At 73.4% G+C, this 13,717-nt stretch carries 13 protein-coding genes and 1 pseudogene; 6 read left to right on the plus strand and 8 right to left on the minus strand.

The annotated features are described in order from the left end of the window. Positions 1 to 152 precede the first annotated feature (152 nt). Entirely contained in the window at positions 153 to 1,007 is an 855-nt protein-coding gene (locus tag E6R18_RS10815) for an SGNH/GDSL hydrolase family protein (RefSeq protein WP_136316652.1), read from the plus strand. An 18-nt stretch (positions 1,008 to 1,025) separates the two neighbouring features. Here the strand turns inward: E6R18_RS10815 and E6R18_RS10820 are convergent, their stop codons facing one another. The 6 genes from E6R18_RS10820 to E6R18_RS10845 are packed head-to-tail and all read right to left on the minus strand — an operon-like array spanning position 1,026 to position 7,184. After that, positions 1,026 to 1,919 (minus strand): STM4011 family radical SAM protein, encoded by an 894-nt coding sequence (locus E6R18_RS10820; protein ID WP_136316653.1) that lies wholly within the window; start codon positions 1,917 to 1,919, stop codon positions 1,026 to 1,028. 7 nt (positions 1,920 to 1,926) lie between these two features. After that, positions 1,927 to 3,282, minus strand: coding sequence for an STM4012 family radical SAM protein (locus E6R18_RS10825; protein ID WP_136316654.1), 1,356 nt, complete (start codon positions 3,280 to 3,282; stop codon positions 1,927 to 1,929). Beyond that, positions 3,279 to 4,091 carry an STM4013/SEN3800 family hydrolase gene (locus tag E6R18_RS10830; RefSeq protein WP_136316701.1) on the minus strand — a complete coding sequence of 271 codons (813 nt, stop codon included), beginning with the start codon at positions 4,089 to 4,091 and terminating at the stop codon, positions 3,279 to 3,281. The genes E6R18_RS10825 and E6R18_RS10830 overlap by 4 nt, the downstream gene beginning before the upstream one ends. A 37-nt stretch (positions 4,092 to 4,128) precedes the next feature. Then, positions 4,129 to 5,274 (minus strand): STM4014 family protein, encoded by a 1,146-nt coding sequence (locus E6R18_RS10835; protein WP_136316655.1) that lies wholly within the window; start codon positions 5,272 to 5,274, stop codon positions 4,129 to 4,131. Next, on the minus strand, positions 5,255 to 6,229 hold the full coding sequence (locus E6R18_RS10840; RefSeq protein WP_136316656.1) for an STM4015 family protein: 975 nt from the start codon (positions 6,227 to 6,229) through the stop codon (positions 5,255 to 5,257). The genes E6R18_RS10835 and E6R18_RS10840 overlap by 20 nt, the downstream gene beginning before the upstream one ends. A gap of 7 nt (positions 6,230 to 6,236) precedes the next feature. Beyond that, a complete protein-coding gene (locus tag E6R18_RS10845) occupies positions 6,237 to 7,184 on the minus strand; it encodes an STM4015 family protein (RefSeq protein WP_136316657.1) in 948 nt (315 codons plus the stop codon). Positions 7,185 to 7,360: 176 nt separating this feature from the next. Between E6R18_RS10845 and E6R18_RS10850 the strand changes: the two genes are divergently transcribed. Next, the gene (locus E6R18_RS10850) at positions 7,361 to 7,687 is read left to right on the plus strand and encodes a hypothetical protein (protein WP_136316658.1); all 327 of its coding nucleotides are present in this window, start codon (positions 7,361 to 7,363) and stop codon (positions 7,685 to 7,687) included. A gap of 100 nt (positions 7,688 to 7,787) precedes the next feature. After that, entirely contained in the window at positions 7,788 to 8,789 is a 1,002-nt protein-coding gene (locus tag E6R18_RS10855; protein ID WP_136316659.1) for a DUF6745 domain-containing protein, read from the plus strand. 80 nt (positions 8,790 to 8,869) lie between these two features. Here E6R18_RS10855 and E6R18_RS10860 read toward each other — a convergent pair whose 3' ends face one another. Together E6R18_RS10860 and E6R18_RS10865 are read right to left on the minus strand one after the other, a co-directional pair. After that, positions 8,870 to 9,460: a TetR/AcrR family transcriptional regulator gene (locus E6R18_RS10860; protein ID WP_136316702.1), complete on the minus strand. Its 591-nt coding sequence runs from the start codon at positions 9,458 to 9,460 to the stop codon at positions 8,870 to 8,872. A 100-nt stretch (positions 9,461 to 9,560) separates the two neighbouring features. Further along, positions 9,561 to 10,769, minus strand: coding sequence for a Glu/Leu/Phe/Val dehydrogenase dimerization domain-containing protein (locus E6R18_RS10865; RefSeq protein WP_136316660.1), 1,209 nt, complete (start codon positions 10,767 to 10,769; stop codon positions 9,561 to 9,563). A 208-nt stretch (positions 10,770 to 10,977) separates the two neighbouring features. Here E6R18_RS10865 and E6R18_RS10870 point away from each other — a divergent pair, with 208 nt between their 5' ends. The 3 genes and pseudogenes from E6R18_RS10870 (at position 10,978) to E6R18_RS10880 (ending at position 13,673) form a co-directional block, all read left to right on the plus strand. After that, positions 10,978 to 11,418 (plus strand): PPOX class F420-dependent oxidoreductase, encoded by a 441-nt coding sequence (locus tag E6R18_RS10870; RefSeq protein WP_136316661.1) that lies wholly within the window; start codon positions 10,978 to 10,980, stop codon positions 11,416 to 11,418. A 99-nt stretch (positions 11,419 to 11,517) separates the two neighbouring features. After that, the gene (locus E6R18_RS10875) at positions 11,518 to 12,804 is read left to right on the plus strand and encodes an MBL fold metallo-hydrolase (protein ID WP_136316662.1); all 1,287 of its coding nucleotides are present in this window, start codon (positions 11,518 to 11,520) and stop codon (positions 12,802 to 12,804) included. A 104-nt stretch (positions 12,805 to 12,908) separates the two neighbouring features. Next, positions 12,909 to 13,673, plus strand: a pseudogene (locus tag E6R18_RS10880) (alpha/beta hydrolase-fold protein). The last annotated feature ends 44 nt before the right edge of the window (positions 13,674 to 13,717 follow it).

Consider the following 13,717-nt stretch of genomic DNA (forward strand, 5'->3'; position numbering starts at 1 on the left):
GCGGCAGAACAGAGAGGGACGGTGCGCGGCGGCGCACCGTCCCTCTGCTTATTCCCCCTTTACCGAAAACTGACCGGGTGGTTTATCTCACCACCCGTCAACCCCTTATTACGGTCGCGTAGGTCACATTGAAAGGTGCAGGATATGCGCTTGTGGCAGACGATTCGAGCAACATCCAACAGGGCGTCATCGACCGACAGGGCGCCATCGGGTCGTACGCGGCGATTGGCGACAGTTTCACCGAGGGAGTCGGCGACCCCGGCCCGGACGGAACATTCGTCGGCTGGGCCGACCGGCTCGCGGTCCTTCTCGCGGACCGGCTCCCGGACCCCGGCCCGGCGGCGGGCGCCGAGGGCTCACCCGTTCTGGCCCACGGGAACTTCCGGTACGCCAATCTCGCCGTACGAGGACGCCTCCTCGACCAGATAGTCGAGGAGCAGGTGCCCCGCGCCAAGGAACTCGCCCCCGATCTGGTGAGCTTCTGCGCCGGCGGCAACGACATCATCCGGCCGGGCACCGACCCCGACGACGTGGCCGAACGCTTCGAGCGGGCGGTCGCCGACCTGACCCGTTCGGTCGGCACCGTCATGGTCACCACCGGCTTCGACACCCGCGGCGTACCCGTGCTGCGCCATCTGCGCGGCAAGATCGCCACCTACACCGCCCACGTGCGGGCCATCGCCGACCGCTACGACTGCCCGGTGCTCGACCTGTGGTCGCTGCGCTCCGTGCAGGACCGGCGCGCCTGGGACGGCGACCGGCTGCACCTGTCGCCCGAGGGGCACACCCGGGTCGCGCTCCGCGCCGCCCAGGTCCTCGGCCTCGACGTGCCCGCCGACCCGGACCAGGAATGGCCGCCGCTGCCCCCGCGCGGCACCCTCGAGGTCCGGCGCGACGACATCCACTGGGCGCGCGAATACCTGGTCCCGTGGATCGGCCGACGGCTGCGCGGCGAGTCCTCCGGGGACCACGTCGAGCCGAAGCGCCCGGACCTGCTGCCGCTCTGACGGACCCGTCCGCTGTCCTCAGTCGCCCCGCGTTCCTGTCGCCGCGACCGGGGACAGCGGCAGCGCGGCCGGTATGCGCTCCAGCACCCCGCCCGCGAAGACGTCGTACAGCGGCAGCGTCTCCAGGTGCACATAGCCGATGTGGCAGTCGCAGACGGCGAGCGGGCAGGTCCGAGGACCCAGCGCCCGGCGGTAGCTGCCGTCGTACAGATTGCCCAGCTCGGCCCGGACGAAATGGCAGCGGCGCACCGTCCCCTCCCCGTCCACCGAGATCACCGACTCACCGGTCCGGCAGGGCAGCCCCGCCGAGCGGTGCGGATGGCGGCTGTACGGGAACAGCGGGTCGATCGCCGTCCACCGGTCCGCCTCCTCGTCCGTGTAGGTGTGGCCCTCGGCGGCGTTGACCCAGAGGTAGACCTCGTCCGCGAGCGCCGCCCGCAGCCGGTGCGCCTCACCGAGATGGTCGTCCAGGCCCACGATGCCGACGCTGTGGCGCACCCCGAGGCCCTTCAGCTCCTCGCACCGGGCGAGGAAACGCTCGTACGGGGTCTGCCCCGGGTGGTACGTGCACCACAGTGCGATCCGCTCGCGGGCCGCCGCCGGCGCCTCGGCCAGCCACCGCGTCCGCCCGCTCAGGTTCGTCTGGATCGCGACCCGGCGCACCTGCTCCAGCCCGGCCAGCTCCACGATCGCCCGGCGGTACCAGGAGCGCACCAGGCCCTCGCCCCACGGCGTGAACAGCACCGAGACCCGGTCGCCGGTCTGCGCCGCCACCCACGCCGTGAACCGCTCGAGCGCCGCCCGGTCCGCCCGCAACTGCTCCCGGCTGTCGCGCCGCTTGGCGAACGGGCAGTACGGGCAGTCGTAGTCGCACGAGGCGAGCGGGCCCCGGTAGAGAATCGTCAGTTCCACGGGTGACTCACTTCAGCTCGTACGCGGCCATCGCGGCCCGCACAGCGGGGGAGAAGAGCTCGGGGCCCAGCGCGTCGGAGTGCGCGAGCCCCTCGGACGACAGGCGCAGCAGCCCCTCGGCCGGCGCCGCCTCATCGAGCCAGCCCAGGGCCTCGAACCGGGCCAGCTCCGTGGTGAAGTCCTCGTACGGCGAGGTGCCGAACCGCTCGCGGTATCCGTCCACCGGCATGCCCTCGGCCTGGAGCACCGACTGGAGGAGATGGCGGCGGCGCGCCTCGTCCCCGTCGGTGTACCGTCCGACCTCGGCGCGCGAGAAGTCGCCGGTGGCCGTGTAGGCGTCGATGATGCCGCGCACCTCGCCCATCCGCACCGCGTAGTCGAAGGAGTAGTGCAGCCGCGAGGTGTACGAGCGGGCGCCGCAGCCCAGGCCGATCATGCCGTCGGTCTGGCAGGCGTGGTCGTCCGGCCCGTCCGTGCGGGGGGCGTCGGCGCGGCGGAACATCCGCATCGACACCTGCTCGTAGCCGTGGGCCAGGAGGTGGTCGCGGCCGGCCCGGTACAGGCGCAGGCGCTGCTCGTCCCAGGCCGCGTCCGCCGCACCCGCGGAGAGCCGGCCCAGCGCGGTCAGCGGGCGGACGTAGAGCGGGTAGAGGTACAGCTCCTCGGGCCGCCACCGCAGCGCCGCGTCCAGGGACGTGCGCCAGGTCCGCTCGGTCTGGCCGTCGATGCCGTAGATCAGGTCGATGTTGAGGACGGGTATGGAGGTGTCCCGGATCAGGCCGAGGGCCCGCTCGACGTCGGCGGGGCGCTGGGGGCGCACCGCCGCCCTGGCCTCGGCCTCCACGAAGCTCTGCACGCCGATGCTGATCCTGGTCGTGCCCCGCTCGGCGAGCACGGCCAGCCGGTCGGCGGTCGCGGTCGACGGGGACGCCTCCACGGACAGCGGCACGGACCTCAGGTCGGCGCCCATGCGCTTCTCCGCGATGTCGCACAGGCGCTCCAGCTCGGCCGCCTCCAGGAAGGTGGGGGTGCCGCCGCCGAACGCCGCAGCGGCGAACCGGACCGGCTCCCCGTCGCCCAGCGCGTCCCGCACGGCGCTCGCCTGCCGGTCCAGTGCGTCCAGATACCGCGAGGTCAGCTCGTCGGGCGCGCCGATCCGGGTGAAGAGGTTGCAGAAGCCGCAGCGGACCTCGCAGAAGGGTATGTGCAGATAGAGGGAGAGCGCGTCCTTGCGTTCCCCCGCCCACAGCTCGCTCAGCACCGGCCGTCCGCCGGGATGTTCGGCGAGCGGGCGGTAGGCCGTCTTGTGCGGATAGGCGTACACATAGCTCTGGTACGGGCGGACGGTGTGCGTCGTGGTCATCGTGCGGTCCCCGGCTCCAGGAAGAAATGGGCGTACGGAACGGTCCAGACGGACTCGTGGCCGAGCCGGTGACCGGTGTAGCCGCCGTCGCCGTACGCCGTGCCGTGGTCGGAGCAGACGACGGCGAAGGCGCGGCGGCGGCTGCTCGCGGCGGCGAAGAGCCGGCCGACGTGCGCGTCGACGTACTCCAGGGCCGCCGCGTGCGTCGCACGGCTGTCGCCGGCGTCACGGGTCGCCCCGGCCTGGTGGAACCAGTTCGGCTGGTGCAGCGCGGAGACGTTGACGAAGAGGAAGAGCCGCTGCTCGGGCGGCAGCCCGGCCACCACCTGCTCGGCGCGGGTCACCTGCGCCTCGAACGAGGTCGGCGAGGCGACACCGAACTCCGGCTCCCAGTGCGCCTCCTGGAACATCCCGGGCAGCACCGAGCCGAGCGGCCCCTGCCGGTTGAAGAAGCCGACACCGCCGATGCACACCGTGCGGTATCCGGCCTTCGCGAGGCCCGAGACCAGGTCGGGGGTGTCGAAGACGAAGGTGCGCTCCGCGGTGGTCTCGCTGCCGGCGAAACGGGCGGCGAACAGCCGGGGATGCGGCCCCGGCGCGGCGGGGGTGGGCAGGAACCCCGCGAAGATCGCCTGGTGGGAGGCGTAGGTGAAGCTGCCCGGAGCGTGCCGCTCCTCCCAGGCGCCGCCCGGCAGGTGGCGGGCCAGGTGGGGGATGCGCCCGGTGGCGGCGAGCTCCGCCGCCACGTCGTACCGCAGGGTGTCCAGGGTGACGAGCAGCAGGTCGTGGCTGCCCACGACCTCGCTCATGTCGGGGTTCGCGGCGTGCGCGACGCCGGGGGAGGGCTCAGGGGGCTGGGGTGACACGGGTGTTCCTTGCTCGGTTCAGTACGGCGGCGACCTGCGCCGCGTAGGTGTCCAGGCCCTCGGCGCCGCTGCCGGGCAGGCCGGTCAGGCGCGGCAGCAGATCGCCGAAGGCGTTGACCTCGCCGACGGCGAAGCGCCGCCAGCCGGTCACGGGCAGCAGGTCGACGCCGACGCACAGCGTGTCCGGGAACGCCTCGGCCGCCTGCTCGCAGACGGCCAGGGCAGCGCCCCAGTCGGCCCCCGCCGCCCCGACGGCCGCGCGCACCTGGTCCAGGTCACCGCGCTCGCCGCCGAGATGCAGATTGGTCATGGGGGAGCGGCTGGTGCGGACCACGGCATGGGTGGCCCGGCCGTCGACCACGACGACCCGCAGATCGGCGACCCGGCCGCCCTGCGCGGCCTTGGGCAGCCAGCGCTCGATGTGCAGCCCGTCCGGGGCGAGCGCGTCGACGATCGCCGCGACCTCCCGTTCCGTCGTGCACCGGCGCACCCGCAGCGAGTTGTAGAGGCGGCCGGCCGGATCCCGCTCGACCGAGGTGGTGGCCCGGACCCGGCCGGCCCCGGCCGTCTCGACGGCCAGCACACCGGAGGCGGACGACCCGTGCGCGGGCTTCACGAACACCCGGGGCATGCGGTGCTCCGCCATCAGCGCACGCACATCGGCCCAGCCCCGCACCGCGGGCGCGGCCGGGCCGGAGGTCGGCGACGCGGGCACGGGCACCCCCGCCGCCTCCAGCACACCGTGGCACAGCCGCTTGTCGAACAGCACCGCGATGTCGGCCGGGCCGTCCAGCAGCCCGGCCCCGGCCCGAGCAGCCGCCCGCGCCACCTCGCGTACGGCGGCGGTGAACCCGGCGTACCAGAGGGCCGAACCCTCCACCCTGGTCGGGTCGTCGGCCCCGCGGAGCCACCGGTCGACCTCGGCGTCCTCGCCCGGCGACTCGATGCGGACGGTCTCCCCGGGCAGGAAGTCCGCCACGCCCCTCAGCACGTCGAGCCAGGAGACGGTACGCGCCTCGGGCAGCCCTGCGGCACGCACCGCGTCCTGGAAGAGCGAGACCCGGCGGCTGCCCGGGTTGCCGACGACCGCGAGACGCGGCGCGCCGTTACTCGCTGACCGCGACATAGCGGGGCTCGTCCTCGTCTTCCGGGTCCCAGTCCTCGGCCTCGTCGAGACCGATCCGGATGCCCTCGCGGGCGCACAGCTCCTGGACGCGGGCCATCACCGGTTCGCTCAGGTAGTGGTGGTGCAGGTCCAGCGCGGTCAGATGCGTGAGCGGCTGGCCGCCGAGCAGGGCCAGGGCTCCCGTGTCGCTGAGGGTGCCCATGGAGAGCGCCAGGGACTCCAGTTGCGCGACGACCGGGGCGGACGCGACGGCCGCCGCGATCTCGTCCTGTATCTCGCTGTTCTGCAGCCCGAGATGGCGCAGCCGGGGGAGACCCCCGCCGGACAGCAGCGGAGCCATGTCCTCCACGGTGGCGTCCCCCGCGTACCACTGGGAGCCGAACCACAGCTCCAGCCGCTCCAGCGCGGGCAGTTCGCAGGCGCCGACCGCGCGCACGACCTGGCCGGGCAGACCGCCGGACTCGAACCGCAGGGATTTCAGCGCCTCGTGCCGCACCGGCTGGAGTTCCAGGGTCTCTTCGTTCAGACCGCTGCCGCCGCCGCGCACCACCAGTTCCTCAAGCCGGGGGAACGCCTCGACCACCGGCGTGATGTCGCACATCTGGAGCCAGGACACCTCGCACTCCTCACCGACGACATCGGCGAGGAACAAGGCGCGCAGCGCCGGGAGGCGGTCCGCGTCCGAGGCGATCAGCTCCACCACCGGGGCGAGCGAGCTGTACTCGTCGGGCCACCAGGGACCGATCAGCAGGGCCCGGACCCCGGCAGGGTCGACCGTCTCCAGGAAGTGCTGCCAGATACCGGCGAAGTCCGGTCCCTCCCAGGCGCAGTCCAGCCGCCAGGCGACGGAGTCCGCCGCGGGCAGCGCTCCCTGCCCCGGACCGTGTTCGTCCGGCAGCGGCAGGGTGAACACGGGCAGGCCGTGGAACGAGGCGGGGTGATCGATGCGGTTCATGGCGTCCTCACTCCGAGACCGTGACGTACCGGCCCGCGGCCCCGCGGTCGCCCCACGGCTTGCAGCGCTCCGACAGGTCCACCCGCACCCCGTGCGGCTCCAGCGCCCGGGCGACCCGCTCCTCCATCGCCTCGGTGAGGAAGTGGTGGTGCAGGTCGAGGACGTCGAGATGGGTCAGTGGCTGGCCCTCCAGCAGCGCGGCGGCGCCCTCGTCGCCGAGCGTCCCGCAGGACAGGTCCAGGGTGCGCAGCCGCGCCACGAGCGGGGCCGAGGCGACGGCGGCCGCGATCTCGTTCTGCATCTCGCTGTTGCGCAGGCTCAGATGGTGCAGGGCCGGGAAACGCGTACCCGACAGCAGCGGCGCGAGGTCCGCCACCTCGGCGTCGCCCCCGTAGGCCGAGACACCGAGCCACAGGTCGAGCCGCTCCAGGGCGGGCAGCTCACTGGCCAGCACCCCGCGCACCACCTGCGCCGCCAGCCCGCCCGTCTCGATGGTCAGCGCCCGCAGGCGCTCGTGGCGCGTGGCCGGGAAGACGAGCTCGGACCCGCCGCGCACCCCCAGCTCCACCAGTGCGGGGAAGGCGCTGAGCAGTGCCGTGACGTCGCTCTGCTCGATCCAGGAGATCTCCGCCTCCTCCATCGTCAGATCCCCGACGAACACCGCTTCCAGGGAGGTCAGCCGGTCGGCGGCGGCGATGACGAGACCGATCGGGTAAGACGACTTCTCCTCGTACGACTCGCCCCACTGCCCGATGATCAGCGCGCGGACGCCCGCCGGATCGACCTCCTCCAGGAAGGCGTTGAACTCCTCCTCCCAGGTGCCCTCGTCCTCGTACGCGTCGATCGAGACCCGCCAGGCGGCGGCGTCGGGAGCGGGCCGGGGGCCGCCGTCCGTCCCGGACTGGAAATCGACGGCCGGAAGGCCGAGCAACTCGTGCAGGTGGTCCACGGACATGGCCCTGAGCTCCTGATGACGGCGACGGATTGATGTCCGCAAGGTCTATCAAGGCCCACTGACAACGGGCCGACCGGCCCCTGCCCGTGACGACTCGGCGGCCGATTGTCAGACCCCCGCCGTAGCGTTTTCGATGTGGCCGGCACGGCGGGTGCCGCCGCGGAGGGGAGAGGTCTGTGTACCGGCAGGGCGATGTACTGATCGTGGCGCTGGAGGAGTCCGCGGTGCCCGCGCACCTCCTGGAGGCGCCGGGTGAACTGCGCGACGCGCGGGGCCGGCTCGTGCTCGCGCTCGGCGAGGTGACCGGACACGCGCATGCCGTGCCCGGCCCCGGACGGCTGATCCGGGAGCGCGGGGTCTTCGGCCCGATGCTGCTCCACCTCCCCGAGGGTGGACGCGTGGTGCACGAGGAGCACGCGACGATCCCGCTGCCGCAGGGCTGGTTCCGCGTGGTGCGCCAGCGGGAGTACGCGCCGGGGGCGGTCCGCATCGTCGCGGACTGAGCGGGCCGCACCGGCGTGACGGCCGGGCGTGCGGCGGGAAGTACCGCAGGACCGAAGTGCGGGATCAGAGATCAGAGCGGAACAGGGGACGGGGAAACCGATGCAGTACGTGGACTCTTGGCGGGCCGTTGCGGCGGCGACGGGCGCGGCGGACCGGGCGGCGGCCGAGGACGGGGTGCGGCTCGCCTACCGCGGCGCGGGACTCGCGGAGCCGGAGGAATTCGTCTGGGCCGACTCGCCCAGGGCGGCCGTCGAAGCCGTGGCCCAGCTGACCGACGCGGGCCGCTCCGTCCGCGACGAGGTGCGCACCCGCCCCTGGGCGCAGGAACGGCGCCGGCTGTACGACGCGTTGGGCCCGGCCGGCTGGTCCGCCCTCTGGTCCGCCACCGGCGCCCAGCTGTGGGAGACCACGGCCGGCCTCGCCGAGCGGATACGGGCCGGTGTGGTGGCCGATCTCGGCGGGGACCCGGACGCCGATTCCCGGGTGCGGCTCCTCCTGCTCGACGCGGTCCTCGGGCAGCACGACGCGGCCTGGCTCGCCGCGTTCGACGGCCGGGGCGACCGGCTCGACGGACTGGCGGCGGTCGCGCGCAGCGCCGGCTGGTGGTGGCCCTACGAGCGCGTCGTCGTGATCAGCGAGCGCCCTCAGGTCCTGCGGCGCGACGAGGCGGGCCGGCTGGACCGGGGCGACGGACCGGCGCTCTCCTACCCGGACGGCTTCGCCCTGTACGCCTGGCGCGGCATGCCCGTCCCGCCGGCCTTCCTGGACGAACTGGCCGCGCTGACGCCGCAGCGCATCCGCACCGAGGAGAACGCGGAACTGCGCCGCGTGATGCTGGAGTTCTACGGATACGACCGCTATCTCACCGAGTCGGGCGCCGAACCGGTACACCGGGACGAGACGGGCATCCTCTGGCGCATAGCGCTCGCCGGTGACGAGGACGTCGTCATGGTGGAGGTGGTCAACTCGACACCCGAGCCGGACGGGACCCATCGCACGTACTGGCTGCGGGTGCCGCCCACGACCAGGACCGCCAGGGAGGGGGTCGCCTGGACGTTCGGGCTACAGAGCGAGACCTACGCACCGCTGCAGCAGACCTGACCGCGCACCGGAGCCAGGGGTGGTCGGGCGTGCCCCGCCGATGGGCGCCGTCCGTCGGGCAGCCGGCGCGCGCGGGCCCGTCAGGCCGTCAGGGTCGCGTGATCGATGCCCAGTTCGCGGGCGAGCGCCTGCTCGGTCCACTCCAGCATCGTGGCCCGGGACAGCGGACCCGCGTACGACATCATCTGCACCGCGAGCCCGTCGAGCAGGGCGGTCAGCCGCCAGGCCACGGACATCGGGTCGTCGCAGTGGAACTCGCCCGCCGCCGCGCCCTCCTCGATGACCTCGGCCAGCTCCGCCTTCCACTGCTGGTCGAGATCGCCGGCCACATTGCGCAGCGCCGGGTCGCGCAGGGAGGCCGCCCAGCCCTCGATCCACAGCCGCCAGCCCTTGGCCTGGCCCGTCGGCGCGTACCAGCGGACGGCCGCGCGCAGCCTGCGCACGGCGGTCGTGCGGCGGCTCAACAGCTTGCGCAGGTGGGCGAGATCGATCTCGGCGGCGTGCGCGAAGGCGGCCGCGACCAGCTTCTCCTTGGTGGAGAAGTGGTACAGCACGAGGGCGTTGCTCACGCCGAGCACGGACGCCACATCCGCGATGCGCACGGCCGCGACGCCGCGCACCTCGATCTGTTCGACGGCAGCGCGCAGCAGTTCCTCGCGCCGCTCCGCCACACCCAACCGCACTCTTGCCACGGCGTCACCCTAACCAATGCCCGTCCGGGCACTGGATGCGCGGGCGGGTTCCGGGGCCACGGTTTCCACGGCCCGGGGGTCAGCGGTACCAGCCGAAGCGTTCGGCCATCACCGGCAGCCGGTCGGCGGCCACCGCGTGCGCCGCCGCCCGGGGCGTGCAGCCGTCCGCCTCCGCACGGGCCAGCACCAGGCCGACCAGGGCCCGCATCGAGCGCCGGATGTGCGCGAACGCCTCGTCCGCGTCGGCGCCGATGTCGCCGAACAGGGTCCACCACCACCAGGCGTTGGTGCCGGAGTTGGCGACCACGTCGGGCAGCACGGTGATCCCGCGCTCGGCGAGCAGGGCCTCGGCCTCGGGCAGCACCGGCATATTGGCGGCCTCGACCACCCAGCGGGCCTTGACGCCGGCCTGGTTCGCGGCGTCCACGGCGTAGGACACGGCGGCGGGCACCAGCACCTCCGCGTCCTGGCCGAGCCAGGCACCGGCCGGCAGCTCCCGGTCACCGGGGCGCAGCACCCCCCGGTCCACCGTGCCGTGCGGGTCCCGGGCGGCGAGCAGCGCCTCGACGTCGAGCCCGGCCGGGTTCGCGATCGTGCCCTTGACGTCGGCGACCGCGACCACTTCGAGCCCGGCCCGGGACAGGAACCGGGCGGTCGCCCCGCCCATCGTCCCCAGGCCCTGGAGCGCCACCCGGGCGTCGCCGTACGCGACACCGTCGCGGTCCAGCGCGGCGAGCGCCGCCTCGGCGACCCCGCAGCCGCCGGCCAGCTCGTCCAGGCCGATGCCGTCCACCTCGACGGCGAAGGCGTCGGCGAGGCGCCGGCGGGCCCCGGCCTCGTCCTCCAGCAGCGGGTAGACGGCCTGCACGGTGGAGACGAGACCCGCCTCCGCCGCCGCGCGGTCCACCAGGTCCTGGCTGAGGCCCAGGTCCTCGCCGGTGGTCCAGATGTTCTCGATGTACGGGCGCATCGCCCGCAGGTAGCGGACCAGGACGCCGTAGGCCGCCGGGTCCCTGGGGTCGCAGTCGATGCCGCCCTTGGCGCCGCCGAGCGGTATGTAGCGGGCCCCGGTGCGGTCCGCGTCGAAGTGCAGGGCCTCCTTCATCGTCATGCCCCGGGCCAGCCCCGCGACCTCGTCCAGCGTGCAGCCGGGCCGCATCCGCAGCCCGCCGCTGGACACCCCGCGCACCAGCCGGTCGACGACGAGGTGACCCTGGTGGCCGGTGGCGTGGTCGGTCCAGGTCAGCGAGATGAGCGGGGCGGGCGGTGACACCGCGGGCGTCGTCATGGGGGTGCTCCTCGGTCACGGTCGGCGGGCGGACCTGGTACTGAACAGTCGGTCAGTATCGGGATGCCGGGCGCCCCTGTCAACGACGTGCCCGCCGCCGTACCGCCCGGTGGCCGGAACGCGCCGGTGGCCGATGACGGGGCGGGGAACGGGCGGGACGGTGTCCCGGATGCGGAATCCTGCGCGAGGCCCGCTCGTTGGATCCGGCATGACTGGATTCGATGCACGGCAGGAGGCGCTGCTCCGGCTCTTCAGCGAGAGCGACGGCGGCGTCCTGGTCACCCTCAGTAAGGACGGCAGGCCCCAGCTGTCCAACGTCAACCACTTCTACTACCCCGACGAGCGCATCGTCCGCGTCTCGGTCACCGAGGACCGCGCGAAGACGCGGAACCTGCGCCGGGACCCCCGGGCGAGCTACCACGTCACCACGCAGGACCGCTGGGCCTGGACGGTCGCGGACGGCACCGCCGAGCTGACCGGGCCGGCCGCCGACCCGGGGGACGCCGTCGTGGAGGAGCTGGTCCGGCTCTACCGCGACGTGCAGGGCGAGCACCCCGACTGGGACGACTACCGGGCGGCCATGGTCAGGGACCGGCGCGTCGTCCTGCGACTCCATGTCGAGCATGTGTACGGACAGCAACGTGGGTAAGGCGGCATTCGCGGAACACCATCCCCTTGGGTGTTCTGCTCTCGCACTGTCGTACCCCCTGTCCATAATGAGACGACACCGACTCCCTCAGGAGATCTCTTGACCGGCGCTGACAACAGGCTTCCGCTCCGCACCCGGCTGCGTGCGCTGCGCCCCGCTGCCTTCGGGGCCGACCCGGACGGCGCCCGGATGGAGCGCATCCGCCGTTCGCCCAACTTCGCCGACGGTGTCTTCCAGAACCCGGTCGGGGCGAGTATCAGACCCTCCGGCTCCGCGCTGGAGTTCGCCCGGGTCTACTTCCGCAAGGAGGAGCGGGTGCTCAGGTCGCCCGCCGGGACCGTGCCCGTCCACGCCACGACCCTGGCCGACCTGGCCGAGCCCCCCGCCTCCGGTCTGCGGATCACCTGGATGGGGCATTCCAGCGTGCTCGCCGAGATCGACGGGCGACGGGTCCTGTTCGACCCGGTGTGGGGCGAGCGCTGTTCCCCCTTCGCGTTCGCCGGACCCAAGCGCCTGCACCCCGCGCCGCTGCCGCTGGGCGCCCTCGGCCCGGTCGACGTGGTGGTGATCTCGCACGACCACTACGACCACCTCGACCTCCCGACGATCCGCGCGCTGGCCCGTACGGACACGGTCTTCGCGGTTCCGCTCGGGGTCGGCGCGCACCTGGAGAGCTGGGGCGTCGCGCCCGCCCGCATCCGCGAGCTCGACTGGAACGAGACCGCCACGGTCGCCGGGATCAACCTCACCGCCACCCCCGCCCGCCACTTCTGCGGGCGCGGTCTGCGCAACCAGCAGCACACCCTCTGGGCGTCCTGGGCGGTCGCCGGCCCCGAGCACCGGATCTACCACAGCGGTGACACCGGATACTTCCCCGGCTTCAGGACCATCGGAGCCGAGCACGGGCCGTTCGACGCCACCATGATCCAGATCGGGGCGTACAGCCAGTTCTGGCCCAAGGACCGCACGGACAGCATGCCGGAGCCCGGCGCGTGGCCGGACATCCACATGAGCCCCGACGAGGGCGTGCGGGCCCACCTCGACCTCCAGGGCGGCGACCCCGCGGCGGGGGTCATGCTGCCGATCCACTGGGGCACGTTCAACCTCGCGCTGCACCCCTGGGCCGAGCCCGCCGAGTGGTCGATGCGCGCCACCCGGTCCGTCGGCGTGACGATGGCGTCCCCGCGCCCCGGCCAGCCGTTCGAGCCCGCCGATCCGCCGCCCGTCGAGCCGTGGTGGCGTGCGGTGGCCGCCGAGCCGGCACCCGGTTGGGGCAACTGGCCCCCGGTCCACGTACAGCTCAACGAGGCGCCGGACACTACCGCCACCGCCGCCACCACCGCCACCGACCTGGACCGGGACCGCGACCGGGCGCCCCAGACCTGAGGTCCGGGCGTACGCCCCGGACGGGGCGGGCGGGGCGTACGCCGGGCACGGACGCGGGCACGGGCTCCGCCGACGAGACGGCCACGTCCTCAGGGGGAGCGGCGATGCTGCGGGTGCGCTTCACCTCCGACGACCTCGCGCGGGTCCGGGTGGCTCCCGGGCCGGACTTCCTCTGGGAGATCAGCAACAGCGTCCAGACACTCCAACGACGTGACGGCGAGCGGGAGTTCGGAGCCCGGGGGCGCTGGGTGCGGCCCCGGCTCTCCGGCAGCCCGCGCCTCCTCTCCCGCCTGCTGCCCCCGCGCGACTACTCGCCGGAGACCTTCCACATCGCCCAGCTGCTCCCCTGGATCGACGCCAACTTCCGTACGTACGCCGAATACGACGGCCGGGCCGTCTCCGGGTTCTCCATGGGCGGGTTCGGCGCGCTGAAGTACGCGGCCAAGTACTACGGGCACTTCGCCTCCGTGAGCGCGCACTCCGGCCCGGCCAGCCTGCGGCGCGACGCCGGTCTGGTCACGCACTGGGCCAACGTCTCGTCGGCCGCGCTGGATCCGGCCGGCGGCTCGGTCTACGGCGTACCGCTGTGGGACGAGGCCCGGGTCAGCGCCGACAACCCGGTCCAGCGCATCGAGAGCTACCGCGACAAACGGGTCTTCCTGGTCGCCGGCACCAGCCCCGATCCGGTCAACTGGTTCGACCAGGTCAACGAGAACCAGGTACTCGCCGGACAGCGCGAGTTCCGGTAGCTGCTCGGGCAGGCCGGGATCGACCACGAGTGGCACGAGGAACCCGGCGGGCACTTCGTCCGTCCCGCCCTGTTCGCCCGCGACCTCGACGGAATCATCGGCAGGCTCCGCAAGGCGTAGCGCGTACGCACACCGACCGGCAAGCCCCCTCGACCACCGTCGAG

This window comes from Streptomyces sp. A1277, from assembly GCF_004795015.1.
Lineage (GTDB): Bacteria > Actinomycetota > Actinomycetes > Streptomycetales > Streptomycetaceae > Streptomyces.